This window comes from Thalassolituus marinus, from assembly GCF_020320395.1.
Classification (GTDB): domain Bacteria; phylum Pseudomonadota; class Gammaproteobacteria; order Pseudomonadales; family Oceanobacteraceae; genus Venatoribacter; species Venatoribacter marinus.
Genome location: NZ_JAEDAH010000055.1, coordinates 1 through 26,147 on the forward strand (window position 1 = coordinate 1; position 26,147 = coordinate 26,147).

Sequence of the window (26,147 nt, forward strand, 5' to 3'; positions counted from 1 at the left end):
CGTTTCAGATTGAAAAACAGCAGCTGAGGAATGCTGCAGTTTGGAGTGACATCCAGTCACTCCAAACTGTGGGACAGCAGTGGCTCAAAGCCGGCTTTTTTGTGTCTGACAATGTGTCAGGCGCGAGGACTGCGCATAGTGACAAACTCTTCAGCGGCGGTAGGGTGAATACCGATAGTGCTGTCGAAAACAGCCTTTGTAGCGCCCGCCTTCACGGCTACCGCCAGGCCCTGAATGATCTCACCAGCTTCAGCACCAACCATATGCACCCCAACAACCCGGTCGCTGCTGGTGTGAACAATCAGTTTCATCAGTGTGCGCTCAGGCAAGCCACTGATGGTGTGCTTCATCGGGCGGAAACTGGATTCAAACACGGTGATGTCATCACCATAACGTTTGACCGCCTGCTCCTCTGTCAGGCCGACGGTAGCGATATTTGGCTGGCAGAATACCGCCGTCGGGATGTTATCGTAAGTCATTGGCTCCTGATCGCCGGCATACCAGTGAGCGACCAGTTTCATCGCCTGTGCCAGCGCAACCGGTGTCAGCTGCGGGGTGCCAATCACGTCACCCAGTGCATATATACTTGGCACGCTGGTACGGAAGAAGTGATCAACTTCAATGGTGCCATTATCACGAACCTCAACACCAACGCCCTCAAGATTCAGCCCGTCGGTCTGCGGACGGCGACCTGTTGCGAACATAACGCAATCAGCATCCAGCAATTCACCATTGTTAAGCTGGCAGCGCAGGGTACCGTCATCGAGCTTATCAATCCGCTTGATATCCGTTTCGGTATGAATGCGCACACCTTTATGGGCAATCTGAGCAGACGCGAAGTCACGTACATCCTGATCAAAACCTCGCAGAATCTGTTCACCGCGGTACAGTAAATGCGCTTCTGCTCCAAGGCCGTTGAAAATACCCGCGAACTCAACTGCAATATACCCTCCGCCAACGATGACCACTCGTTGTGGAAATTCGTCGAGATAGAACACCTCATTAGAGGTGATACCCAGCTCCGCTCCAGGGATGTCGGGTTTAACCGGCCAACCGCCGGTGGCAATCAGAATCCGCTCTGCACTGTAGGTCTGATCGCCGACCTTAACCGTATGAGCATCCAGCAACGACGCACTGCCATTCAGAATGGTAACGCCCGAGTTCTCAAGAAGATTATTATAAATCCCATTTAAGCGCTTGATTTCATTGGTTTTATTATCCCGCAGCGTTGACCAGTCAAAGCGATTAAGACTGCCTTCAACACCGAACCCTGCAGCCTCTTCAAACTTCTCGGCATACTCTGAGGCATACACGAACAGCTTCTTCGGCACACAGCCAACGTTGACACAGGTACCACCAAGATAACGATTCTCGACGACCGCGGTACGAATGCCGCGAGCAGCGGCCATTCGACTGGCACGTACGCCACCGGAGCCTGCACCAATTACCAGAAGTTCAAAATCAAACGTCATCGTTCATTCCTCAGCGACTGAGTGTCGCGCGAATATCCACCAGACCTGGTCGGTCAGTGCGATCAATATTAATCTGGCTGACGACGACACCACTGCTCGCCTGCATTGCTTCAAGCCAGGTAATCGCGTCATCGAACGAAGCCCGGTCAACCCAGATCCGCAGCGACTTTCCATCCTGCTCATACCGTGACAAGGCAATACCCGCCTGGCGCGCCTGCTGGGTAACGCTTGCCAGCAATGGCGCATCAGCATTGGCCGTGGTGCTTCCGGCACCGCCGAAACGGCCAGCGTTCTCAGCCAGGTCGTTATACATCGCTACGTTCTTTTGCAGACGAAGCGTCGCGCTCTTCTGAGCTTTCATCAGCGGGGCATAAATAACGACGAACACCAGCGCAACCACACAAAGCCAGCCGAGCATACGCACGACAAGCCGATCACGAGCCGGCAGCGCCTGGTACCATTGGGAGCCGCTCTGCCACAACGTTGACTGCTGCAGCTGCTGCGTTAACTGTTCACGTAATTGCTGAACCTGACTCATGCAGCACCTCCGATGCGAATACGACCCTTAACGCCCTGCTTATCATTGGTCGCGGAAGCTACTTCAGCGCGCAGGCCTTCTTTTTCCAGCGCGGCACGCAGAGTCTGCAGCTCTGCCAGACTGGCAGCCTGAACTTCCAGCGTGACTTCCTGCAGCCGGTCATTAAAGCGCAACGACATAATCTGCACCTGTTTCTGCAGTTTCTGTACCGCGTAAACGCGGCCAAGCACGTTGACCGAAGACAGGAACCCATCCCCCTGGGCCTCACCCCCGCCATTGATTTTTTCACGAATCTGCCGATCGAGGGAGCGTATACGCTCTCCCGGGAACAGGCGCTTATACAGGGCCAGTGTTTCGCTATACACCTGATCCGCTTTCTGCGCAGCGCCATGCTGCTCGATAAACATCCAGCCAGTTGCCAGTACCAGCCAAACCGCCGCCATGGCGGCCAGCGGACGCCACCAGGCCTTTGGTTTTTCTTCGATGGCCTCACGCACCTGGAAGCGCCCTACCAAAAGGTTGGTCACGCGCTCGGTCAGTTTGTCACGAGCTTCATTGACGCCTTCTGACACCCGACACTGGAGCGTTGCAAACGCTTCGGGAAAGCTGGTCTCCAGCGTGGTTTTCAGTAGTTGCGCCTGATCCAGCTGAGGCGCAAGAATCGCCAATGACTGACTGTTACCCGTCATTTCCTCAAACAGCGACTCACACACAGCCGTTAGCGCAGCATCAGGCACCCAGCCCTCAAACCGCCCCGGCAAGCGAATCATCCAGCCACTCTGACTCTGTAGTTGCGATCGCTGAAAACTATCCGCTTCCATCAGCTGAGTCGCTGGAATCAGTTCGCGCACCTGCAGATGCAGAACCTCACAAGCCTCCAGCAAGCGTTCAATCAGATCCGCTGACAGCACATATGCACGTGTTTTCTTATCCGCCTGACCAGCCGGTACGATCAGATAAGAGGCAACGTCTTCAATTAATGACTCTTCCAGTGCAAACGGTAGTGCGCGCTGCATATGCCGCGCGGATACACCAGGTAGCGAAACGAAGTGCGTAGCATAATTCACTGGCGACAGAATCAGGCGCACCTGAGTCAGGTCAGCAACATTGTCGGCCCACTGCGGCAGAGACTGCCAGTCCGGGCTATCCAGAGGAGAGACCAGCCATTCGGAATCGGCTGCGTGCCACTGAACTCTGATTGTTTCCATTATTTTCTATCCATTCGGCATCGTTGTTTCCGTCGTTACCTGAGCCTGAGGCTCGCGACGGGCTTCCCGACGACTGTAATCGCGGTAAAGCGTTGTCATTGTTCCACTCGCATTGTCACGCTGAATCAGCGACTCGCTGGTCGCTATGCGATCCCCCAGCTCAATGCGTATAAAGGCTTCAAAAAATTCTGATTTAACGCTGAAATCGGACTTATCCCAGCTGCTGTTCTTAGCCTCAGTTTTCTCCTCGTCTGAGGATGCGCTGGCGCTTGCCTTAGTGAAAGGCTCAACCTGCGACAGTGCCCAGAAATCGTCAACCGTGGCAAACCCCTTATCTCCGCGCGCTGCGACTATAGCCTCTGCATCAGCCAGTGACAGCCCGCTATCCAGTGCCGACAGTACCACGGCCGAAGCGGTATTAACATTGAGCTGCGCAGTAATCGGCAAGCAGGCAACATAGGGTTCCAGTCTACGGTAGGCTTCGGCATCAACACCTTCCAGCAGCAACAGTTCCGAGGTGTGACTGCAATTGCGATAAGCCGCCCGATATGGCATTTCCAGCGACAGGTAACGATCGTCTTCCTGTGACTCCTGATCCATCCAGCGATTCAGACTATCGGCGATTGCCACGTCCAGCCCCAGCTCATTCAGCAATTGTGTAAAGCGCTCTTTCTGCAAAGAACGATTACTTGCCTGCTTGCTCAGCCCGTTAAGATTGAATCGCCCCTGAGCATCCTGAATCTGAATCCGCGCCGTCCCCGGATCTAAAGGAAAGGTCCTTTCCTGTGCCCATTCTTCCTGGGCATGATCGACATCTCTATTGTTATCCCAATCGAGGTAGAGCCCCGTTTTCACTGCACTCTCAGCGCCAAGCACATACGCCCTCGCCTGTTGCAAGGCAAACAAGGTTCCACTGCGCTGAATATCCGAGCTTTGACGTTCAATCATGGCTGTGGCCAGCACCGACACAATGGCAAAGATAAGCAGCACGGTAATCAATGCGATCCCCCGCTGGTGTTGCGCTGACCTCATCAGAACTCTCCCCAGGGCAACAACCACAGCCGTTCGATCTCGCCTATTTCCGCCATACGGATACGCCAGCGCATTGCCACCGGGGTCAGGGTCGCAGCCTCCGACACATTCAGAGCGGGCCAGGCTGCATACCAGTCGCGACTCTGCGCCTGACTCGATTCACCACTGCTAGCAGCCTGTTCCTCGACAAGCAACTCAATCTCCAGCTGATCGACAAGTTCCAGCACAACCTGAGTATAGGGCTCCGCATCCGGGGCCTGATCCAGCATTGGCCAGTAGTAACGAACGAGACACTCCCCTTCCGGCTCTGTTACCCCCCAGGATTGCAAACGCACACGAGCACTTTCGCATTCATCGCTGTCGATATCCTCCGTGCGATAGGCAATTCGCTGCAGTTCTGAACGAGGGTCTTGCGCCACTGGCGAATTGCGCCAGCCAGTGCGGGTAAATTCCAGCGGATAATCCCCGGAATCCAGTAGTAAGGCTTCCTGAGTATCACCATAAATATCGCGCACAGGGCGGTTGATGAGCTGTTCGATGTCACGACTGATAGCCAGATTAAAGCGCTGCAGGCTCGCCAGCTTTTCGGAGCGAATATCAGTGGCCTGCTTGGTGTCGATAATGCTACTGAGCAGCTGTACAGCTCCAACGCCAATTGAAGCCGTAATGGCAACGGCAATCAGCACCTCCAGCAGAGTAAAGCCGGCCTGCTTATGCATCAGTGCTTACCCATAATACTGATCAGGGAGAAAACGTAGCTGTCCTTATTCACCATATCGGCAACTGAAATGGTAACGCGCCGCGTGTCGGGAAAACTGGTTGCTTCGACCTTGGTGTGAATTTTCCATTCGCGATCGGCCATGTCGGCCTGATCATTACTTTCTCCGATATCCGGCAAGCCAGCGAGACGCAGCTCTGCCATGCGATTCTCAGCAACGAAGGATGCAATAGTCGAGTCCTGCAACGACAGCAGGCCTCCTGTGCTCTGACTCGACACCTGAGTAATGGTTACCGCAATAGCAACAAACACCGTCAGTGCGATCATGACTTCGATCAGAGTAAAGGCCCGCTGCTTATTCACCGAAACGCTCCACTGTCAGCAGAGGCGAATTAAAGCCATCACCACGCACGACCAGGCTGAAACGTTCATCGAGATCGCTGGCCAGCGTCAGCTCATAGGGAGTGTATTCGTCGGAAGAAAGGAACAGCAGAGCCGGGCGCGGGCCTTCGTCACCATCGAGAAAGTCGCTGTAGTCGATAGCCTGACCATCTACCTTAAGCGCCATATAGACATGCTCTGGTGCATCGATATCACTGCGCAAAGGCCCGGTGCTGTAGGTTTGCCAGGGATTTTTTGCCAGCTTATCGAGCTCTTCGCGGGATTTGTTAGCCGTAAACTCTTGCGAGTGAATATCCTGGTAACTCAGCAGCAGCAAGGATTGCTGATCCATCGCCATACCAAGATCGACATTCTGAAACACAGCCTCCTGACGGGCCGAGTCAAAGATGGCAAGCAGTCTGCGGGCAAACTGCTCGGTCTCATCCTGCGCCTGACGATCGCTGCCATTAATGGTGACAAGCGCCATCAGGCCGCCGATTACAGCCAGAACGACCAGCACTTCCAGTAAGGTGAAGGCCCGGCTGTGTTTCATTGATTACTGGTCCAGACTGGAAATATCAGCACCGTCTTCTTCGCCGCCTTCCTGGCCATCGGCACCCAGAGAGACGATTTCATACTTACCTTTGTCGAGGAAGTAGAGGAATTCATTACCCCAGGCATCGGTAGGTACCTTATTGCCTTTCAGATAACCGCCGGACTGATAGTTCTTCGGCTCAGGCGCACTGGTAGGTTTCTGCACCAGTGCTTCCAGACCTTGTTCAGTGGTTGGATAGGTGTAGTTATGCAGTTTGTACAGATCGAGTGCATTTTCCATCAGCTTGATCTGGCTCTTGGTGGTTTTGATGTTGGCATCACCAGCAGCACCAATAATATTGGTTGCAACCAGCGCCATGATGCCGCCAATAATGGCCAGTACCACCATCACTTCCAGCAGTGTGAAACCCTGCTGATGAGAAGTATTACGCATAGTTTTCATTCCTTTCTCCTACTGAACCATTTTTTGTAATTCAAGAATCGGCAGCATGATCGCCGCCACAATCAAAGCCACGATACCGCCCATAACCAGCAGCATGACCGGCTCAAAGATTTTCACCAGAGCAGACACCGTATTTTCCAGAGTCGCTTCCTGCTGAGCCGCCGTACGGGCCAGCATACTGTCCAGTTCGCCGCTGTTTTCACCACTTGCGATCATATGCAGCATAATCGGTGGAAAATAGCCGGTTTCCTCCAGCGCTTTATGCAGACTACCGCCTTCGCTGACCTTAACGGTCGCATCGCCGAGCGCAGCCTGAATCGGCAGATTACTGACAACCTGACTGGCAATACGCATGGCTTCGACCAGCGGCACGCCACTGCTGGTAAGAATCGCCAGCGTGCTGCCAAATCGGGCTGTATTGGCATCTTTAACGAAACCTTTAAGGCCGGGAGTGCGGAGTAAAAAGCCATGGTAACGACGGCGAAAGTTGTCGTTGCGTAACGCCCTGCCAAAGGCAATCAGCCCGATAAAGGCAATGCCTGCCAACCACAACCCCCAACCGGTGATCAGATGGCTCAGATCAAGCATAAATTGAGTCAGCCCAGGCAGCTCCTGCCCGTTCTTAACAAACACCTGAACGATGTCGGGCACCACATAGGTAAGCAGGCCGATCACAATACCAATGGCCACCACCGACAGTATGATTGGATACATCGCGGCCAGTTTAATCTTCTGGTCCGCCGCCTGACGGGATTCGGTGTAGTCTGCCAGCCGGTTCAGAACGCCATCCAGGTGGCCAGCATGCTCACCGGCAGCAACTGTAGAGCGGTATAAGTGAGGAAATGCGCGCGGATATTCGGCCAGCGCCTTGGCTAAGGTGTAGCCTTCCAGCACTTTGGCACGAATCGCCAGAATCATTGCTTTGATCCGCTGTTTACCTGTCTGCTCAGACAACGCACGCAGCGATTCGTCAATGGGCAAGCCTGCAGCAATCAGGGTAGCCAGCTGGCGGGTAATCAGCGCCAACTCTGGCACAGTCAGCCCGGGACTGCGATTAAACAGGCTTTCTGTTTTCTGCTTCTGCGTGGTTTGCTCAACTTCGAGGGGCATCCAGCCCTTCTCACGCAGCTGCTGGCGCACCTGACGGGCACTATCGGCCTCAAGCACGCCTTTCTTTTGTTTGCCACGCTCATCAATGGCCTGATATACGAACGCACCCATAGGTTAATCAGCCCTTGGCAACCCGCAGCAATTCTTCCACCGTCGTACTACCGGCGAGTACCTTGCGGATACCATCCTGACGAATGCTTGGTCCCAGACGGCGCGCATGCTGTTCCATAGCCTGTTCACCGGCGCGATCGTGAATGAGCGTTTTCATGGTCTCATCCACTTCGATAATTTCGTAAATACCCTGTCGTCCGCGATAGCCCAGCTGATTACACTTGTCACAGCCTTTAGCGTGGTAAATCTGTGGTGGGTTATCAGCTGCAACGCCGAGCATTTCACATTCACTGGCTGTCGCAGTGGCTTCTTCCTTGCAGTCGTTACACAGAGTTCGCACCAGTCGCTGAGCGATAACGCCAATCAGACTGGAGGACAACAGGAAGGGTTCAACACCCATATCCTGCAAGCGCGTCACGGCGCCAATGGCGGTATTGGTGTGCAAGGTAGACAACACAAGGTGACCCGTCAGAGAGGCCTGAATAGCAATTTCCACCGTTTCCAGGTCGCGGATTTCACCAATCATCACCACATCCGGGTCCTGACGCAGAATGGCACGCAGACCTTTGGCGAAGGTCATATCCACCTTGGTATTTACCTGTGTCTGACCAATACCGGGCAGGCTGTATTCAATAGGGTCTTCCACGGTCAGAATATTGCGGCTGGTGTCATTCAGATCGCTGAGAGCACCGTACAGCGTGGTGGTTTTACCGGAGCCTGTCGGGCCGGTAACCAGAATAATTCCGTGAGGCTTGCTGATAATGTTACGCATCACGTTCAGATCACGTGTCGCCATACCCAGCTGCGACAAACTAAGGCGCCCTGCCTGCTTATCCAGCAGACGCATTACAACGCGCTCTCCGAAACTGGACGGCATGGTGGATACCCGTACATCCACTTCGCGACCACCGATACGCAGCGCAATTCGACCATCCTGCGGAATACGCTTTTCAGCAATATCCAGCTTGGCCATAACCTTAATACGGGAAATCAACAGTGCCGCCAGTGCTCGCTTAGGCTGCACTACTTCACGTAAAACACCGTCGACCCGGAAGCGCACAACCAGGCGCTTCTCATAGGTTTCAATATGGATATCCGAAGCGCTCTCTTTTACGGCTTCAGTCAGCAAGGCGTTGATCAGGCGAATGATCGGCGCATCGCCTTCCTGTTCCAGCAGGTCTTCGGTTTCAGGGACTGAATCCGCCAGGCTGGCCAGATCCATTTCATCACCCAGGCCTTCCACCATCTCCATGGTTTCAGAAGAATCACTCTGGTAGGCGAGGCCGAGGCGACGTTCAAATTCATCCGACGATACCGCTTCCATACGGAACGGCGCCGACAGAAAGCGCTGAATCTCAAGCACCACCTGTGCATTCAGACCGTCTTTATGCAGTACACGCAGCAATTCACCACTGCCTTCAACCAGCACACCGTAGCGTTTGGCAAAACCAAATGGCAAGCGGGTGGCGAGACTGGAGGCCGCGACTCTGTTGTTATCTTCCGCGATCACGTCCTGTTGAATTGCTGCTTCGCTCATGCGTCACCAAAGTCCCGGCCGATACCCGAATAATCGAACCCCTGCACTTTCAATGAGTAAGGGTCGTACTGGTTGCGGCCATCAATAATTACCGGCTGTTTAAGCAGCTTCTTCATTGCATTAAAGTCTGGCTGGCGGAATGGCTTCCACTCAGTGACCAGTACCATGGCATCGGCATCCGCCAGCGCATCGTACTGATGATCACAGAGAATGATCCGCCCCTGCTCAAATAGTTCCGCAGCGAAGTGATTTGGCGCTTCTTCCATGGCTACCGGATCGTAGGCGCGCACAACCGCACCGGCCGCGGTCAGTTGATTTATCAACGGAATGGAGCTGGCTTCGCGCATATCGTCAGTACCTGGCTTAAACGCCAGACCCCATACGCCGATGACACGACCAGAAAGATCATTACCAAAGCGCTCGGTCAGTTTTTCGAACAGGCGATGCTTCTGCGCCTGATTACGGTCTTCCACTGCACGCAGAATGCGGGTTTCAAAGTCGTACTCTTCACCCATACGCATCAGTGCTTTAACGTCTTTCGGGAAGCAGGAACCACCGTAGCCACAGCCTGGATAAATAAAGGAGTAACCGATACGCGAGTCGGAGCCAATGCCCTTGCGTACGTTTTCAATGTCAACACCCATACGCTCAGCAAGGTTGGCCATCTCATTCATAAACGAGATTTTGGTCGCCAGCATGGCGTTAGCAGCATACTTGGTCAGCTCAGCATCACGCACACCCATAAACATCAGCTTATCGTGATTGCGTGAGAAGGTGTGGTACAGATCCGCCATCACCTGACGAGCACGCTCGGATTCAACACCAATAATGATACGATCCGGGCGCATGAAATCTTCAACCGCAGCCCCTTCTTTAAGGAATTCCGGATTTGAGACAACATCAAAACCAAAGGCTACGCCGCGAGCATTCAGCTGTTCAGTGATAACAGCCTGTACCTTTGCTGCGGTACCAACAGGCACGGTTGATTTATTGACGACAATCGCATCCTGGCTAAGATTGCGGCCAATTTCAGCGGCCACATCCAAAACGTGAGAAAGGTCTGCCGAACCGTCTTCTCCTGGCGGAGTGCCGACGGCGATAAAATAAAGAGCCGACTCTTCCATCGCCTCTTCAAGAGAATGAGTAAAGCGCAGGCGTCCCGCCTTCTGGTTTTCCTGAACAATGGCCTCCAGGCCAGGTTCATAAATCGGAATGATGCCTTCTTCCAGAGCAGCAATCTTAGTGCTGTCTACATCCACGCAGGTGACTGTATTGCCCATTTCCGCAAAACAGGCTCCGGTTACCAGTCCAACGTAACCTGTCCCCACAACTGTAATATTCACAAATTTTCCCTACAGAGATCTGTCGTTTTCGCTGTACGTTACCTTATTACGAAAAAATGACAACTGCATGACATAAAAAAACCCGGCCTTGGCCGGGTTTTTCTAAGCTGCTGAAATTACAGAGCATTTTCCAGAGCAGGCACTGCTTCAAACAGGTCTGCTACCAGGCCGTAATCAGCAACCTGGAAGATAGGAGCTTCTTCGTCTTTGTTGATAGCAACAATAACTTTAGAGTCCTTCATACCAGCAAGGTGCTGAATCGCGCCGGAAATACCAACTGCAACGTACAGTTCAGGAGCAACGATCTTACCAGTCTGACCAACCTGCATGTCGTTTGGTACGAAACCAGCGTCAACCGCAGCACGGGATGCGCCAACAGCAGCACCCAGCTTGTCAGCCACTTTGTACAGCATTTCGAAGTTGTCGCCATTCTGCATACCACGACCACCAGAGATAACAATCTTGGCAGCAGTCAGTTCAGGACGGTCAGATTTAGCCAGCTCTTCGCGTGCGAAAGCAGAGATACCAGCGTTCTTAACAACATCGATCGCTTCAACAGCAGCAGAACCAGTGTCAGCAGCTGCATCAAAAGCAGTACCACGAACGGTCATTACTTTGATAGCGTCAGCAGACTTAACAGTCGCAATAGCGTTACCAGCGTAGATAGGACGTGCAAAAGTTTCTGCATCTTCAACTTTGATGATGTCAGACAGCATGTTTACGTCCAGCAGCGCTGCAGCGCGTGGCAGGAAATCTTTACCAGTAGTGGTAGAGGCTGCCAGGATGTGAGTGTAGTTTTTGCCCAGCTCGGCAACCAGTTCACCCATGTTTTCAGCCAGCTGATACTCGTATGCAGCGTTATCCGCTACCAGTACCTTGCTAACACCTGCGATTTTCGCAGCAGCTTCAGCAGCGGCACCACAGTTGCTACCAGCAACCAGTACTTCTACGTCGCCACCGATCTGAGTCGCAGCAGTAACAGTGTTCAGAGTTGCACCTTTCAGAGATGCATTATCGTGCTCTGCGATTACTAAAATAGCCATTACACAATCCCCTAATTACAGAACTTTGGCTTCGTTCTTCAGTTTTTCTACCAGCTCATCTACGCTGGCAACTTTGATGCCGGCAGAACGCTCTGCTGGTGGAGTTACTTTAACCAGAGACAGGGTTGATTTAACTTCAACACCCAGATCTGCAGGAGTAGTAACGTCCAGAGGCTTACGCTTGGCTTTCATGATGTTAGGCAGAGATGCGTAACGTGGCTCGTTCAGACGCAGGTCTGTAGTTACGATCGCTGGCAGATTCAGAGCAACAGTACGCAGACCACCGTCGATTTCACGGGTCACGTTAACTTTGTCGCCTTCAACTGCAACTTCAGAAGCGAAAGTACCCTGAGGCATACCAGTCAGTGCACCCAGCATCTGGCCAGTCTGGTTGTTGTCGCTATCGATGGTTTGCTTACCCATCAGAACCAGCTGAGGCTGTTCTTTTTCAACAACAGACTTCAGCAGTTTAGCTACAGTCAGAGACTCCAGTTTTTCTTCGGTTTCGATCAGAATACCGCGATCAGCACCCAGTGCCAGAGCAGTACGGATCTGTTCCTGAGCCACTTTAGGACCAATAGAAACTACAACCACTTCAGTCGCCACACCTTTCTCTTTCAGGCGTACAGCTTCTTCCACTGCGATTTCGCAGAATGGGTTCATAGCCATTTTAACGTTGGTCAGATCGACATCTGAGTTGTCTGACTTAACGCGAACTTTTACGTTGTAATCGATAACGCGTTTAACAGCGACAAGAACCTTCATAGATTCCTCGTATTTAACTTGGTGGATGAATAAAGGGCTGTATATAACAACGCCGACATGATGACACAGTCACACTTGGACGCCCTTTCCAGCGCGCCACATTATTCGGATGTTTCCCCCAAGCGTCAATAGCAGCCTGTCGCAACTCGCCGTCATATGGCAATTTTCGCTGGATTTCCGGGCAATTTACCTGCTAAATCAGTTGCCTAGCGCCACACCCTACGTATAATGCTTGGCTAAATTCATACGGGCGTTTGAATTTTTCCATTCAGGCATAGATATACCCCGTAGAATAGGCAACACTCAACGATTACAGCTCCCAGACACTACCGAGGAGATAAATATGCAACGTGATGTAATGGAATATGACGTAGTGATTGTAGGCGGCGGTCCTGCCGGCCTTTCCACTGCTTGTCGTATGAAACAACTGGCCGAAGAAGCCGGCACTGAACTGTCAGTGTGTCTGGTTGAAAAAGGCTCTGAGGTAGGTGCACACATTCTGTCCGGCGCCGTGATCGAAGATCGCGCTCTGACCGAACTGTTTCCTAACTGGAAAGAGATGGGCGCTCCGCTGAACACCGCCGTTAAGGGCGACGAAGTTTACTTCCTGACCAGCGAAGAAAAATCCGTGAAAACACCTCACTGGATGATTCCTAAGCCGATGCACAACGATGGTAACTACATCGTGTCTCTGGGCAACGTATGTCGCTGGCTGGCAGAGCAGGCTGAAGCTCTGGGCGTAGAAATCTACCCAGGTTTTACTGCTGCCGAATACATTGTCGAAGATGGCGCCATCAAAGGCATCGTGACCGGCGACATGGGTGTTGGTCATGATGGCCAGCCTAAAGATGAATACGTACCAGGCATGGAACTGCGTGCCAAGTACACCGTATTTGCTGAAGGCTGTCGCGGCCACCTGGGCAAGCAGCTGATTGCTGAATACAAGCTGGATGAAGGCAAAGACCCTCAGCACTACGGTATCGGCATCAAAGAACTGTGGGATATCGATCCAGCCAAACACGAAGAAGGTCTGGTTCTGCACGGTGCTGGCTGGCCACTGAGCGAATCCGGTTCTTCCGGTGGTTTCTTCCTGTACCACGCCGAAAACAACCAGGTGGTTGTTGGTCTGATTACCGACCTGTCTTACAGCAACCCACACGTAAGCCCATTCGACGAATTCCAGCGCATGAAGCATCACCCTGTGATTGCCAAATACCTGGATGGCGGCAAGCGTGCCTCTTACGGTGCCCGCGCTATCGCCAAAGGCGGCCTGAACTGCCTGCCTAAGATGACCTTCCCTGGCGGTCTGGTTGTTGGCTGTGACGCCGGCACTCTGAACTTCGCCAAGATCAAAGGCACTCACACCGCCATGAAGAGCGGCCTGGTAGCTGCTGAAGAGCTGTTCAAAGCGATTCAGGCTGGTCGTGAGAATGACGAAGTAACCGAATTCACCACTGCCTTCGAAGCCTCATGGGCATGGCAGGAACTGCACCGCAGCCGCAACTTCGGCCCAGCAATGCACAAGTTCGGTACTTTCCTGGGCGGTGCCTTCAACTACATCGATCAGAACATCATGCCGATGCCATTCACTCTGCATGACACTACGCCAGACTACGCCACTCTGAAGCCTGCTTCTGAGTGTCCGAAGATCGATTACCCGAAACCAGATGGCAAACTGAGCTTCGCCAAGCTGGATTCTGTATTCATCGGTAACGTAAACCATGCAGAAGACCAGCCTTGTCACCTGAAGCTGAAAGATGACTCCATCCCTCTGGCGGTTAACCTGCCAAAATGGGACGAGCCAGCTCAGCGCTACTGCCCTGCCGGTGTATACGAAATCGTTGAAGATGAAAACGGTCAGCGTTTCCAGATCAACTCGCAGAACTGTGTACACTGCAAAACCTGTGATATTAAAGATCCGTCGCAGAACATCACCTGGGTTACTCCAGAAGGTGCCGGCGGTCCTAACTATCCGAACATGTAAGGCCACGAGCCGGGAGACCGGCTCAACCTGCATAAAAAAAGGAGCCCTCAGGGCTCCTTTTTTTATGCTCTTTTACCTGCGCCGAAGGCCTCATTCAGACTCCAGCGCGAAGAATCGACCACCACTCACGACGCCAATGCGCCCTGCTTCTTCAACAGCCCAGTCACTCAACTGATAAAACGCATTCCGGGAAAATCTGGCCCAAAGGTTTGCACGTACCAGCACTTCCGGCACCTCTACGCCATCGAGCTCAGAAACGATCAGAGGATGATCATTACCGACAACAAATGAGTCTCCGCCATTGGTCAGGACCCTGATGCCATCTGGCTCAAACTCCACCATGGCCACCAATAGCGGTCTGTCTTCAATCCGAATCCGCCACTTTTCCACTGGCGTCACCAGGAAGTGGTCATCACCTTCACGCTTCAGAATGCTGGCAAACAAGCGTACCAGCTCTTGTCGCTTTATCTGACCACCCTCGTGCCACCAGGTACCGTCCTTGCGGACGATCATATCCATATCGCCGGAAAGCTCCGGGTTCCATTTCTCAACCGGCGGGATTTTAACTTCTTTATCCAGTCCGGCCTGAGAAAGCAGTTCAGATAACGACATCAGAGACCCCGCTGCCATTCCTGGCGCAGTGCAATGCGCCCTTCCAGCGCCATATCCAATTGCGCAAGCATATCGGCCTTATCCTGCCCCAGCGTGCCTTTGAGCGGCAGATAATTCGACGCGTGATCACTGCGAAAGATGGTGTTGGTAAGATCCAGATGACTGATAAGAGTTTTTAACTCAACGAATAAATCGTGCTGAGATGGCAACTGATAGTTACCGCCAAAGCCTTCAACCACACGCTGATCTCCAAGCGGGTAGCTCACTACCAGAGTCGACAAAAACTCTGGCTGAGCTTCATTCATCAGGCGTGCAGAATTCACCGCATGCTGATTACTGTAAGCAACACCACCCATGCCATTCAGAATCATTACAGATGACTTGATGCCGGCTTCTTTGATTTTAAGCAGCGCATCCAGCGTTGACTGCCAGCTTTCGCCCTTCTTAATAAACTCCAGCACCTGATCATCACCACTTTCGGCACCAACATAAAGAATTCCAAGCCCGAGGGTCTGCATTTCAGCGAGCTCTTGTGCTGTTTTCTTGCGAATATTACGCGGCAAACAATAAGCTCCGACACGCTTAACCCACGGCAGATGCTCGCGAATAGCCTGCAGGATGTTTATCAGGCGGCGGCTTGGCAGAACCATAGCGTCACCATCAGCCAGGAACACCTTTTCAAAGCGAGGACCAATAGCCGCAGCCTGGCGAATCTCTGCCAGAACCTCTTCTTCATCACGAGCACGGAATTTCTTTTGCGGCTGCGTATACATGTCGCAGAAAGTGCATTTATTCCACGAGCAGCCATTGGTTACCTGAAGAATCAGAGAGCGAGCTTCGCTGGGCGGGCGAAATACGGGTTCAATGTAATTAAACATAGAAAAGCCTGTGCAAATCAGAATAAGCGATAGTTTACCGCAAGAGACAAGATAAGAAGGAATTCAGAGTTGGGATGGTGCCCCGGGCCGGACTCGAACCGGCACAGCCAGAAGCCGAGGGATTTTAAATCCCTTGTGTCTACCAATTTCACCACCGGGGCATCTTGCCACGCGCTCGGCGAATAGGAGTCACCGAATAATGGAGGCGCGAGCCGGAGTCGAACCGGCCTACGTGGATTTGCAATCCAGTGCATAACCGCTTTGCTATCGCGCCGAAAATCTTTAGAGACAAAGATGTGGGCTTGCGCCCAAAAGCCGAACTTTATCGACTTTTTGAAAAACTGGAGCGGGAAACGAGATTTGACCGGGCTGGCGTTCCAGCTTGCGACCCCTGGTCGCCCGGCAGCGTTCGCCACCACTCTTACTTTCAATTCCAGAAAAGAATTTGGAGCGGGAAACGAGATTCGAACTCGCGACCCCAACCTTGGCAAGGTTGTGCTCTACCAACTGAGCTATTCCCGCTGAAAGTGCTGCGCATTTTATACTGTGCAGCTTATGAGTCAAGTGTTTTTTTCTTACTTTTTAAGCACTTAGCCGATAATTCTTTTATCGTACCGCAAACGACAAAAGCCGATACAGCTCAACCACTTACGTTATCAGCGCGTAGAGCGTAATTCAGGCCAGGCAGCACGCAGGTAAACCATCATCGACCAGATCGTCAGCACAGCAGCGACGTACAGGCCAACGTAACCTACCTCAACCAGCCAGGTGATGTCTCCGGCCCCCATGAGCACAGTGATGGCACCCATCTGCGCCGTGGTTTTCACCTTACCGATATAGGAAACGGCAATATTGGCGCGCTTACCAAGCTCAGCCATCCATTCGCGTAACGCTGAGATGACAATTTCACGGCCAACAATAATCGCCGCCGGAATAGTCAGCCACAGAGTCGCATAGTGCTCAACCAGCAACACCAAGGCCACCGCAACGATCAACTTGTCGGCCACAGGATCAAGAAAAGCACCCAGCGGCGTCGACTGATTGAGCTTGCGCGCGAGGTAGCCATCAAACCAATCTGTGACAGCCGCCAGCGCAAACAGAAAGGCGCCAACCTGCTTACCCAGATCCCCCAGCCAGTAAAAGGCGACCACCATCAATGGAATCATTACGATGCGGCTCAGGGTCAGGATATTGGGCAAATTCATAGACGTCTTATCTCCATTACTCACCGTGAAGCTGAATAAATATCTGTTCGGCGAGTTTCTTACTGATACCGGGCACCTTTTCCAGTTCTTCTTTCGGGGCACCACGCATGTTTCTAAGGCTGCCAAAGTACAGCAACAGTTCTTTCCGCCGCTTAGGCCCAACCCCTTCCAGCGACTCAAGATCGCTCTGACTGCGGCTTTTCGCTCGCGCCTTGCGATGGCCGGTGATGGCAAAGCGGTGGGCCTCATCCCGAACCCACTGTAATAAGCGGAACCCTTCGTTATGAGCTTCAGGCATTATAGGCGTTGCCGCGCCGGCTTCCCACAGGAATTCCCAGCCAGATTTCCGGGTTTCACCTTTCGATATACCGAACAATGCCACAGTGGAAATCGCCAGCTCTTCGAGTACTTCAGCAACGCGAGCCACCTGTCCTTTTCCGCCATCAATCAATAACAGTCCTGGCAGATCATCCTGTTCCTTTAAACGGGTCAGGTGGCGACGGGTTGCCTGCTCCAGCGCCGCATAGTCGTCCCCGGCAGCAACGTCGCGAATACTGAAGCGGCGATAGCGATCTTTCATCAGACCTTCTGCTCCATACACCACACAGGACGCATAAGTGGCTTCACCCTGCGCATGACTGATATCAAAGCATTCGATCCGTGCAGGTGCATCGCTAAGATGCAGCAGCTGCTTCACTTCTTCCAGCTTGCGCGCTGACTCCTGCCGCCCGGAAACCTGCGCTTGCGCGCCTGTACGGGCGTTCTCCTGCGCCATAACCAGCCACTTGCGATTCTGACCCCGCTGACCTCGGGAGTGGCTAACCCGGCGACCAATACTCAGACGCAAAGCTTCTGTAATCGGCTCCATGGTTTCTGCTGGTAGTTCGGCAACCACCTCTTTCGGCACACCTTCCTGAGCATGATCGGCCAGATAAAATTGCGCTATAAAGCCTGCCAGCAGCTCCGTATCGTCATCACCAGCCGGATTACGCGGATAATAATTTTTACTGGCCAGCAATCGCCCCTGGCGGAATACCAGACGATGAATACACAGCACATTCTGCCAGTCGGTCATCGCCCATACATCGGCTTCCCCCTGACCGGAGTCGACAAACTGTTTTTCCTGAATCTGGCGTAACAGCTCAATCTGATCTCGCAGTGCTGCTGCCCGCTCAAACTCCAGAGCTTCCGATGCAGCCATCATCGTCTGTTGCAGTTCGCGCAGCAGCTCTGCCGCCTTGCCTTGCAAAAACAGGGTTGCCTGACGAACACTGTCGTCGTAGCCCTGCTGCGATATATGCCCGACACAAGGCGCTGAGCAGCGCTTGATTTCGTATTGCAGGCACGGGCGTGAACGATGATTGAAATAGCTGTCTTCGCAGTTGCGCAATAAAAACAGGCGCTGCAGGTAATTCAACGACTCTCGTACCGCCGTTGCATTCGGGTATGGGCCAAAGTAACGGCCGGATTTGCGCTTTTTACCACGACGATACGCCAGCAACGGATAGTTATGATCAGAGAGATGCAGATACGGATAGGACTTATCGTCCTTCAGCAGGATGTTGTACTGAGGCCGATGCTGTTTAATCAGCGTCTGTTCAAGCAGCAGTGCTTCCGCCTCACTCGCGGTAACCGTCACTTCAATGTGATGAATGTGACTGACCAGTGCCACGGTCTTGGCGTTCAGACCACGGGCACGAAAGTAACTTGAAACACGGTTCTTAAGGTTTTTTGCCTTACCGACGTAGAGCAACTCATCATCGGCAGCGTACATCCGGTAGACCCCGGCGCGCTGCGTCAGGGTCGTCAGGAAGGATTTGATATCAAAGTCGGACATCAGTTATTGGATGGATCCACCAGGCCGTAACGCACCGCCAGGTGCGTCAGCTCAACATCACTGTCGATACTCAGTTTCTCAAAAATACGGTAGCGATAACTATTCACCGTTTTCGGACTAAGGAACAGCTTTTCACTGATCTCGGCTACTTTCTGGCAGCCAACAATCATCAGCGCAATCTGCATCTCACGCTCAGACAACTCGTCGAATGGTGAAACCTGATCCTGTTGAAATGGCTTAAGCGCCATACGCTGAGCAATCTCAGGGCTGATATATTTCTGACCACTTTTTACCTTAACGATGGCAGTGACCATTTCATCGGCGTCAGCACCTTTGGTGATATAACCGGAAGCACCCGCTTGCAACAAACGAGCAGCAAACGGGTTGTCATCACAGGCTGTAACCGCAATAACCTGAATATCCGGGTTGTGACGGGCAATTTTGCGCGTGGCTTCAAGGCCACCGATTCCCGGCATGCGAATATCCATGAGGATAACGTCAGGCTGCTGCTCTTTAGCAAACTGCACTGCTTCTTCCCCACTTGCTGCTTCACCGACTACATCAATTCCCTTTGCGTCTGTCAGCAGACGAGAAATACCCGAGCGAACCAGCTCGTGGTCATCGACAACCAGCACTTTAATCAAGGGTCACCCCGTTACACTCTGTTCTTTATCATACGCAGCCGCCATAAGAGCGCTGGCTTTATTATGGGTGAGAAATATATCAAACCGCCTACAGGGGGTACATGCGTTTTCTCTGCCATGCGTACTTCATCGGATTAAGGTTGCGACCAACCTCTACTACCCCTTCATCCATATTATGGTGTTGGGAGAACCCTAAACGCTGGGCGAGCTTTAGCATACCGGTATTGTGAGGCAACACAGTACCGAATATCTGCAGAACACCACGCTTGGTCAGATATTCAATAATGCCCTGCATCAGACGCAGTCCTAGCCCTTCTCCACGACAATTGTCATCGATGATCACGGAGAACTCAGCGGCCACGTCGTCAGCATCAATCCAGACCCGCACAACGCCGTACAAAACCCCGTCACGTAAAGCAACGAAGGCCATTTCGCGGTCGTAATCAATCTGAGTAAAGCGCGCAAGCTCTTTGTGATCGAACTGTCTGCGGGCCGAAAAGAAACGCAGCCTCAGTGACTCCGGACTGAGACGCTGATAGAACGCCTCAAGAAGTGGTTCATCCTCACCACGAATGGGACGGATGTCATAAGCATGGCCATTTCTGCTTTCATACTGGCTTTCCAACTCAGTAGGATACGGCTGTATAGCCGGTTTGACCGGGTGCCCTACCTCACCAGCCACACCGATAACCATGTAGCGGCCGACCTGGCGACGGATTGCATTCACTTCAAAGCCTGCAATCCATGGATGATTCAGAGCCATATGGGACAGCGCAACCAGCCAGCGCTCCAGCGTAATCAGCTCGCGCTCAATGTTTTCAGAACGCTCACTGAGCACCTGATAGAAGTGGCTGCGTTTAATCAGTTTTTCCGCCAGGTTGGCATTCAGTGGCGGCAAGGCCACCTGCCGATCCACCAGAATATCGGCTGTTGAACCACCACCACCAAAGAACAGGTACGGGCCGACCTCAGAATCACGGCCGATGCCAAAGGAGAACTGCAGGTTATCCAGCGCACGCTGCATGGTTTGCAGGGTATAGCCCATAACGGGACTATCCGGGAAAGCTTCAGCGATCTGACCTTCAAGAGATTCCGCCGCCTGAGTAACATCCTCATGACTTTTCAGATCCCTTACGACTGACCGCAAACGTTCACGTGGGTTGTTACCGTATGCAAACGGATACAGATAGTCGCGGTGATGAACCCTCAGAACCCATGGGCCTTTAACCTCGTCGGCCACACTCAGCAAGCCGGAGAGACTGTCGCAGTAGCGGTTTTCCGTGCAGGAGAAACCGTAGGCATTCAGCAGTTTCCAGGCATGATCCGGCAGCAGGTAATCTCCCGGACGATGCAGGGTCAGAATCTCACGATCAACTTCGATGTGAGCAGAAGACACCGGAATCTCGAGACTCTCTGGTGTTTCGCGCAACAAATCCTGAGTACGCTGATGCTGCACCATATACATATAGGATTTAATCGCATTGTCGGGCGTGTCAAACGTCGGAATTCCGTTCTGATCAAAGCAATCACGAGCCGCCTCAACCGAGTACTCCCCCATCCAGCTGGTAAGAATGGTTTTGTTAGTCGCTTTGGCAATTTTCACAAGAGCCTCGGCGTTTGCCAGCGGATCTGAACCCAGGCTCGGAATGTAAACCACCAGAACGGCATCGACCTGCTTATCACGCAGCAGAGTATTGGTTACGGCTGTCAGTTGCTGTGGCTTCAGTTCCGGGTTGAGAAGAATCGGGTTCTCCGTGCGCAGGTATTCCGGCAGCAAGCCACGCAGATGCGTACGAGTGTCATCCGACAGAGTCGCCAGTACCCCTTTATCGTGCAACAGGCGATCCATCGCCAGAATGGCTGGACCGCGTCCGTTGGCAATGATTGCCAGACGCGGACCAAAGGTTTCGCGACGCTGACTGAGGGCATCCACACAGTCAAACAGCTCGTCAGTGGCCGATACCCGCAGCACCCCCGCACGCGCCAGTGTTTCATCCACCAGAGAATCACGGCTGCGCAAGCCCTTAGGGGTGGCAATACGGTTAAGCGGATTCTCCTGGAAACGATTACTCTTTACCGCCAGCACCAGCTTGTGGCGAGACGCTGCGCGTAACGCCCGGATCAGGGTTTTTCCTGAACCGATCTCGTCCAGCTGAATCAGCAGTGTACGAACCGGCGGTTCCTGAGTGATGTAGTCGATCAGATCAGAGAGTGTAACGTCCTGACTCTTACCCAGCGTCAGCACATGAGAAAAGCCAATACGGCGACTGAACGCCCAATCCATTACACCTGACGCCAGGGTTCCGGATTGACCAACATAGGCGATATGTCCCGGGCGAACGGGCACATGCAGGAAGCTGGCATTCAGTTTGCGGCCCGGAATCACCATGCCCAGGCAATCCGGCCCGAGAATGCGCATGCGCGTTTGCTGAATCACCTGATTCAGTCGATCTGATGACGGTCTGAACTGCCAGGATCGGGTACGAGCAATACCACCCGTAAGCAGCATCGCCGCTCCAACGCCCTTACTATGCAGCTGCTTGATGATCTTGGGAACGGTTTCTGCCGGCGTACAGATGATGGCCAGATCAACCTGTGTCTCCAGCTGACCAATGCGAGCCAGTGCAGGCACGCCGTACACATCCTTGTATCCCTTACTGTTTATAGGAATGATGATGCCGGGAAATTCGCCATTGATCAGATTTCGTACAATGGCACCACCCAGGCTTCCCGGCCTTTCCGATGCACCTATCACGGCGATGGTTTTCGGTTCGAAGAACAACTCCAGTGAGCGTGTTCCCATATCATGTGATCCTTAAGTTTAGTTGGCGCCGGCCCTGACCCGACGATACACTGCTGTTTTGACGGTTATGTGGCCCAGAACGCGTTATGACGACTGCCTACTATACATTTCAGCAACATTTGTCACACGACACCGGTGACGATCACCCGGAACATGCCATGCGTATTCTGGCCATCGAACACCAGCTGAAATCGAGAGGCGTCTGGGAGCATCTCACTGTGATCGATGGCGAGCAGGCAAATATGCCCGATATTCTGCGCGCCCACAGCCACGGTTACGTCGACCAGCTGCACCTGATTCAGCCGAAGCAGGGTCATATTTATGTGGACGAGGATACACCGATGTCCTCAGGTAGTCTTGATGCAGCTCTCTATTCCGTCGGCACCAGCACAAAAGCGCTTGATGATGTTATGAAAGGTACCTACAGCAACGCCTTCGTTGCCGTTAGACCACCCGGCCATCATGCTGAGCACCGCAAGAGTATGGGCTTTTGTTTTTTCAATAATGTGGCGATAACGGCATTACGTGCGGCCGAGGTCCATCACGCCCAGCGAATCGCAATTCTCGATTTCGATGCACACCAGGGTAATGGCACCGTCGACATACTGCAGAATGATCAGCGTTTTCTGATCCTCTCGAGCTTCCAGCACCCCTTCTACCCCTATTCCCACTACGAAGAAACGAAGTACAACAACCTCATCAACGTCTACCTTGATGCAGGCACCGGCAGTGATGAATTCCGGCGCAAAATTGAAGAACAGTGGCTGCCAAAGCTACGCGGCTTCGCCCCTGAAGTGATTATCGTCTCCGCTGGATTCGATGCCCACCGCGATGATCCGATGGCAGAACTGTGTCTTGAAGATGATGATTACCGCTGGCTTGGCGAACAGATCACCCAGTACACCAAAGGCCGCCACACGCCCTGGGTTGCTATTCTCGAAGGGGGCTACGATCTGAATGCCCTCGGCCGCTCGGTAAGCGCCTTTGTCAGTGAAATGCTGAAAGCCTGATTACGATCAGAAACACAATTCCACACAATGCCAACACATAATCCGGGTCGCTCAGTGCATGCTGGGAGAATAGACCCGGAGGTGTACTGTGCTCATTAAAGATGTATCGATCGCAGAGAAAGAAAGACTGAATCGGCAACTGTTGCGTACCATCTACCGTGCTGAGTGGCTGGCCATCAGTATTATTTCGGCCATAAGCCTGGGATTGATTGTTCAGGCATTCAATCTGTAGCACCGAATAAAAGGCAAAGAAAAAGGCCCGTGTTTTCACACGGGCCTTTTTGAATATGGCGGAGGGATAGGGATTTGAACCCTAGATACGCTATTAACGTATGCCGGTTTTCAAGACCGGTGCTTTCAACCGCTCAGCCATCCCTCCGAACGCTGCGTATAATACTCAACTGAATTTCTGCGTCAATACTTTTTTTTATAAATCAATACGATACGCCCCAAACCGCATTCAAGCGTTTAAACCGCCAGGCCAAACCGATACCATTAGCGCATCGTCCCGGATGATCAATATGGCTTCATTTACTTTCCTTATCCGCTCAGCCCCCTTTGCTTCTGGCCAACATCAGATAGCCCTCGACTTTCTTCAGGAAGTTGTCGCTCAGGGGCACCGCATTGATAGGGTCTTTTTCTATCAGGATGCCGTTTATTGCGGACTGAACACCCTTCAGCCAATTCAGGGGCAAGCTTCCGTCACCAGCCAATGGCAAGCGCTGGCGGAACAGTTTCAGTTCCCTTTGCAGCTTTGCATTGCCAATGCCTTAAGAAGGGGCATATGCAACAAAGAAGAACAGCTGCGCTACGACCTGCCAGCCGTCACCTGTGCCGAACATTTCGAGCTTAGCGGTCTTGGTGAAATGGCAGAGGCCTGCCTGAAGTCCGACCGGGTTATGGAATTCTGATATGACCAATGTCTGTATTCTGCTGACAATGCCACCGACGCCCGACCCAGAAGCTGCCGAACTGGCTCTGGCCCTGGCCACATTTGAACACGATGTGCAGGTTATCTGCCTGGGCGCCGGAATCGCCTGGCTTTATAAAGATCAGTCAGCAAGAAAATCCGGCGGGAAATCGCCAGACAAATTACTCAAGGCATTTCCGATGTACGACATAGAAAAAATCGGATTTCGCTCACAGGACCTGATACCGCTGACCGCCAACAGCGACCAGCTGCTACCGGTTGCTGAGCCGATGGATGATGACGCCATCCGCCAGACAATCGCCAATGCCAAACATTGCCTGAGCTTCTGATATGGCCACACTGCATCAACTCTATAGCGCCAACCAGGATGTACTGACACGGATAACCAGTAGCTGGCTGGATGGTGACGCGATTTTGCTCCTTGGTGACGCTTGTCTGCTAACCAGCTTCGCGAGTCTGTCCGACAGTCTTCTGATGCGTCAGAAGGACGCTGAAATACGTGGCATAAGAGCTCAATCCCAGCAGAATGTGCGCCTGATCAGTGACAGCGAATGGGTTGCCCTCACTCTTACCTTCGACAAAACCGTGAGCTGGTTCTGATGACATCCCCCGCACTCGACAAAGATGGTTTTCTGATAAACCTCGACGACTGGAATGAAGGCGTAGCTCAGGCACTGGCTGCGAGCGAAAACATTGAGCTTACAGACGCTCATTGGGAAATCATCAACCTGCTCAGGCATTTCTACGAAGAATTTGAATTATCACCGGCTATGCGTCCGCTGAGCCGCTACATTCGCGAACGTCTTGGCGCTGACAAGGCGAGCAGTATTTATCTGATGACTTTGTTTCCGGGGAGCCCGGCCAAACTGGCCGCCAAGATCGCAGGCCTGCCCCGTCCGGAGAATTGCTTATGAGCCACCCACTGGCTGACTATGTTCGAATCCTCGCCCGTGGTAAAAACGGTAGCCGCAGCATGACCTTTGAGGAAGCACGCTTCACCATGCAACACATGCTGTCAGGAGACGCTCTGCCAGAACAGATCGGTGCCATTTTCATGCTAATGCGTGTTAAAGAAGAAAGCCCGGAGGAACTGGCGGGATTTGCAGCGGCCATCAATGAACTCTGGCCGGAGAACCTCAATGCCGATCTGATCTGGCCATCCTATGCAGGCAAACGCCGTCAGCCATTCTGGTGCTTCCTGAGCATGGTATTACTTCAGCAAATGGGCTATCGCATTCTGGTACACGGCACCGAAGCGCATACCGCAGGCCGCCTCTACCTGCATGAAGTATTCAGTGCATTCGGACTGGAACACCTCAGTGAGGCACAGCAGTTTAATACAAGCACTGGCCTGGCCTACCTACCGTGCTCGGCCATCAATCCGGGCCTGCAACAATGGCTGGGATTGAAGAGCGTTCTCGGCGTTCGCTCTCCAATCAATACCGTCATGAAAACCATCGCACCGGCAGGAATACCCAGCGTTCAGGGGGTTTTCCACCCTGGATATGCACCAGTACACGCACAGGCAGCCGCAATAAACCAGCGCGAATGCGTTGTGATTAAGGGTGAAGGTGGCGAGTTCGAAGTGAACCCTGAGCGCACCTGTAAGGCGCAGTTATGTATCAGCGGTGAGCTCAGCGAACTGAGTATTGCCAACAAGACATCTCACTACGAAGACAAGTTCAGCGAGCCAACCATCGATGCATTAAAGCAAGTGTGGCGTGGCGAAAGCGCAGATGACTACGCACTGGAGGCGATACTGAATACGGCAGCGCTTGCCCTGTGCATCATCAAACGCAACAACGATGTTGATGCCAACCGTCTTGCAGCAGAACAGGCCTGGTCTGAACGAAACAAAGAAAGCCTCGGTTAGCAGCCATTAAAAAAAGCGCCTTAGGCGCCACTGCTGTCCCACAAATTTTTATTTGAACTTTTGCGAAATATTCCAGGCCCCTTGTCCTCATAGAGGGGCCTTCCGAAACGTCGGA

27 protein-coding genes and 4 tRNA genes are annotated in these 26,147 nt (G+C 52.7%); 8 read left to right on the plus strand and 23 right to left on the minus strand.

Annotation, left to right across the window (positions count from 1 at the left end):
• Positions 1-116: 116 nt before the first annotated feature.
• From gorA to I9W95_RS10990, 13 genes are all read right to left on the minus strand, one after another.
• Complete coding sequence (gene gorA, locus I9W95_RS10930; RefSeq protein ID WP_225674777.1) at positions 117-1,472, minus strand: glutathione-disulfide reductase; 1,356 nt, start codon at positions 1,470-1,472, stop codon at positions 117-119.
• 10 nt (positions 1,473-1,482) lie between these two features.
• The gene (gspM, locus tag I9W95_RS10935; RefSeq protein WP_225674779.1) at positions 1,483-2,010 is read right to left on the minus strand and encodes a type II secretion system protein GspM; all 528 of its coding nucleotides are present in this window, start codon (positions 2,008-2,010) and stop codon (positions 1,483-1,485) included.
• Positions 2,007-3,218 (minus strand): type II secretion system protein GspL, encoded by a 1,212-nt coding sequence (gene gspL / locus I9W95_RS10940; RefSeq protein WP_225674780.1) that lies wholly within the window; start codon positions 3,216-3,218, stop codon positions 2,007-2,009. The genes gspM and gspL overlap by 4 nt, the downstream gene beginning before the upstream one ends.
• Before the next feature lie 6 nt (positions 3,219-3,224).
• Positions 3,225-4,250, minus strand: coding sequence for a type II secretion system minor pseudopilin GspK (gene gspK, locus I9W95_RS10945; protein WP_225674782.1), 1,026 nt, complete (start codon positions 4,248-4,250; stop codon positions 3,225-3,227).
• On the minus strand, positions 4,250-4,969 hold the full coding sequence (gene gspJ, locus I9W95_RS10950) for a type II secretion system minor pseudopilin GspJ (RefSeq protein WP_225674784.1): 720 nt from the start codon (positions 4,967-4,969) through the stop codon (positions 4,250-4,252). The genes gspK and gspJ overlap by 1 nt, the downstream gene beginning before the upstream one ends.
• Positions 4,969-5,331: a type II secretion system minor pseudopilin GspI gene (gene gspI / locus I9W95_RS10955; protein ID WP_225674786.1), complete on the minus strand. Its 363-nt coding sequence runs from the start codon at positions 5,329-5,331 to the stop codon at positions 4,969-4,971. Before gspI ends, gspJ begins: the two co-directional genes overlap by 1 nt.
• Positions 5,324-5,902, minus strand: a complete 579-nt coding sequence (gspH, locus tag I9W95_RS10960) for a type II secretion system minor pseudopilin GspH (protein WP_225674788.1) — start codon at positions 5,900-5,902, stop codon at positions 5,324-5,326. Before gspH ends, gspI begins: the two co-directional genes overlap by 8 nt.
• A 3-nt stretch (positions 5,903-5,905) precedes the next feature.
• Positions 5,906-6,346 carry a type II secretion system major pseudopilin GspG gene (gspG, locus tag I9W95_RS10965; protein WP_225674789.1) on the minus strand — a complete coding sequence of 147 codons (441 nt, stop codon included), beginning with the start codon at positions 6,344-6,346 and terminating at the stop codon, positions 5,906-5,908.
• A 9-nt stretch (positions 6,347-6,355) separates the two neighbouring features.
• A complete protein-coding gene (gspF, locus tag I9W95_RS10970; protein ID WP_225674791.1) occupies positions 6,356-7,567 on the minus strand; it encodes a type II secretion system inner membrane protein GspF in 1,212 nt (403 codons plus the stop codon).
• 7 nt (positions 7,568-7,574) lie between these two features.
• Positions 7,575-9,104: a type II secretion system ATPase GspE gene (gene gspE, locus I9W95_RS10975; RefSeq protein ID WP_225674793.1), complete on the minus strand. Its 1,530-nt coding sequence runs from the start codon at positions 9,102-9,104 to the stop codon at positions 7,575-7,577.
• A complete protein-coding gene (locus tag I9W95_RS10980) occupies positions 9,101-10,447 on the minus strand; it encodes a UDP-glucose dehydrogenase family protein (RefSeq protein ID WP_225674795.1) in 1,347 nt (448 codons plus the stop codon). The genes gspE and I9W95_RS10980 overlap by 4 nt, the downstream gene beginning before the upstream one ends.
• Before the next feature lie 116 nt (positions 10,448-10,563).
• On the minus strand, positions 10,564-11,490 hold the full coding sequence (locus tag I9W95_RS10985) for an electron transfer flavoprotein subunit alpha/FixB family protein (protein ID WP_225674797.1): 927 nt from the start codon (positions 11,488-11,490) through the stop codon (positions 10,564-10,566).
• A gap of 15 nt (positions 11,491-11,505) precedes the next feature.
• The gene (locus I9W95_RS10990; protein WP_225674799.1) at positions 11,506-12,255 is read right to left on the minus strand and encodes an electron transfer flavoprotein subunit beta/FixA family protein; all 750 of its coding nucleotides are present in this window, start codon (positions 12,253-12,255) and stop codon (positions 11,506-11,508) included.
• A 343-nt stretch (positions 12,256-12,598) separates the two neighbouring features.
• Here I9W95_RS10990 and I9W95_RS10995 point away from each other — a divergent pair, with 343 nt between their 5' ends.
• Entirely contained in the window at positions 12,599-14,239 is a 1,641-nt protein-coding gene (locus I9W95_RS10995) for an electron transfer flavoprotein-ubiquinone oxidoreductase (RefSeq protein WP_225674801.1), read from the plus strand.
• A gap of 90 nt (positions 14,240-14,329) precedes the next feature.
• Here the strand turns inward: I9W95_RS10995 and I9W95_RS11000 are convergent, their stop codons facing one another.
• From I9W95_RS11000 to I9W95_RS11040, 9 genes are all read right to left on the minus strand, one after another.
• Complete coding sequence (locus I9W95_RS11000; protein ID WP_225674803.1) at positions 14,330-14,851, minus strand: DUF1285 domain-containing protein; 522 nt, start codon at positions 14,849-14,851, stop codon at positions 14,330-14,332.
• Positions 14,851-15,729 (minus strand): radical SAM protein, encoded by an 879-nt coding sequence (locus I9W95_RS11005; protein ID WP_225674805.1) that lies wholly within the window; start codon positions 15,727-15,729, stop codon positions 14,851-14,853. The genes I9W95_RS11000 and I9W95_RS11005 overlap by 1 nt, the downstream gene beginning before the upstream one ends.
• A 75-nt stretch (positions 15,730-15,804) precedes the next feature.
• Positions 15,805-15,890, minus strand: a tRNA-Leu gene (locus I9W95_RS11010).
• A gap of 39 nt (positions 15,891-15,929) precedes the next feature.
• Positions 15,930-16,003, minus strand: a tRNA-Cys gene (locus I9W95_RS11015).
• Positions 16,004-16,175: 172 nt separating this feature from the next.
• Positions 16,176-16,251: transfer RNA gene (locus I9W95_RS11020), tRNA-Gly, on the minus strand.
• Positions 16,252-16,385: 134 nt separating this feature from the next.
• A complete protein-coding gene (gene pgsA / locus I9W95_RS11025) occupies positions 16,386-16,934 on the minus strand; it encodes a CDP-diacylglycerol--glycerol-3-phosphate 3-phosphatidyltransferase (protein WP_225674806.1) in 549 nt (182 codons plus the stop codon).
• A gap of 16 nt (positions 16,935-16,950) precedes the next feature.
• Complete coding sequence (uvrC, locus tag I9W95_RS11030; protein WP_225674808.1) at positions 16,951-18,771, minus strand: excinuclease ABC subunit UvrC; 1,821 nt, start codon at positions 18,769-18,771, stop codon at positions 16,951-16,953.
• Positions 18,771-19,415, minus strand: a complete 645-nt coding sequence (gene uvrY, locus I9W95_RS11035) for a UvrY/SirA/GacA family response regulator transcription factor (protein ID WP_225674810.1) — start codon at positions 19,413-19,415, stop codon at positions 18,771-18,773. The genes uvrC and uvrY overlap by 1 nt, the downstream gene beginning before the upstream one ends.
• Before the next feature lie 88 nt (positions 19,416-19,503).
• Positions 19,504-22,218: a bifunctional acetate--CoA ligase family protein/GNAT family N-acetyltransferase gene (locus I9W95_RS11040; RefSeq protein WP_225674812.1), complete on the minus strand. Its 2,715-nt coding sequence runs from the start codon at positions 22,216-22,218 to the stop codon at positions 19,504-19,506.
• Positions 22,219-22,304: 86 nt separating this feature from the next.
• On the opposite strand from I9W95_RS11040, the gene I9W95_RS11045 reads away from it, so the two are divergent.
• Together I9W95_RS11045 and I9W95_RS11050 are read left to right on the plus strand one after the other, a co-directional pair.
• Positions 22,305-23,228: a histone deacetylase family protein gene (locus I9W95_RS11045; RefSeq protein WP_225674814.1), complete on the plus strand. Its 924-nt coding sequence runs from the start codon at positions 22,305-22,307 to the stop codon at positions 23,226-23,228.
• A gap of 88 nt (positions 23,229-23,316) precedes the next feature.
• Complete coding sequence (locus tag I9W95_RS11050) at positions 23,317-23,460, plus strand: hypothetical protein (RefSeq protein WP_225674816.1); 144 nt, start codon at positions 23,317-23,319, stop codon at positions 23,458-23,460.
• Between the two features lie 56 nt (positions 23,461-23,516).
• On the opposite strand, the gene I9W95_RS11055 is transcribed toward I9W95_RS11050, so the two are convergent.
• Positions 23,517-23,607: transfer RNA gene (locus tag I9W95_RS11055), tRNA-Ser, on the minus strand.
• Positions 23,608-23,749: 142 nt separating this feature from the next.
• On the opposite strand from I9W95_RS11055, the gene tusD reads away from it, so the two are divergent.
• Genes tusD through I9W95_RS11080 form a run of 5 tightly spaced genes read left to right on the plus strand, consistent with a single transcriptional unit; the run spans position 23,750 to position 26,032 of the window.
• Positions 23,750-24,139 carry a sulfurtransferase complex subunit TusD gene (gene tusD, locus I9W95_RS11060; RefSeq protein ID WP_225674818.1) on the plus strand — a complete coding sequence of 130 codons (390 nt, stop codon included), beginning with the start codon at positions 23,750-23,752 and terminating at the stop codon, positions 24,137-24,139.
• Position 24,140: 1 nt separating this feature from the next.
• The gene (locus tag I9W95_RS11065; RefSeq protein ID WP_225674820.1) at positions 24,141-24,488 is read left to right on the plus strand and encodes a DsrE family protein; all 348 of its coding nucleotides are present in this window, start codon (positions 24,141-24,143) and stop codon (positions 24,486-24,488) included.
• Position 24,489: 1 nt separating this feature from the next.
• Positions 24,490-24,759: a DsrH/TusB family sulfur metabolism protein gene (locus tag I9W95_RS11070; RefSeq protein WP_225674822.1), complete on the plus strand. Its 270-nt coding sequence runs from the start codon at positions 24,490-24,492 to the stop codon at positions 24,757-24,759.
• Positions 24,759-25,073 (plus strand): TusE/DsrC/DsvC family sulfur relay protein, encoded by a 315-nt coding sequence (locus I9W95_RS11075; protein WP_225674824.1) that lies wholly within the window; start codon positions 24,759-24,761, stop codon positions 25,071-25,073. The genes I9W95_RS11070 and I9W95_RS11075 overlap by 1 nt, the downstream gene beginning before the upstream one ends.
• Entirely contained in the window at positions 25,070-26,032 is a 963-nt protein-coding gene (locus tag I9W95_RS11080; RefSeq protein WP_225674826.1) for a glycosyl transferase family protein, read from the plus strand. Before I9W95_RS11075 ends, I9W95_RS11080 begins: the two co-directional genes overlap by 4 nt.
• Positions 26,033-26,147: the final 115 nt, after the last annotated feature.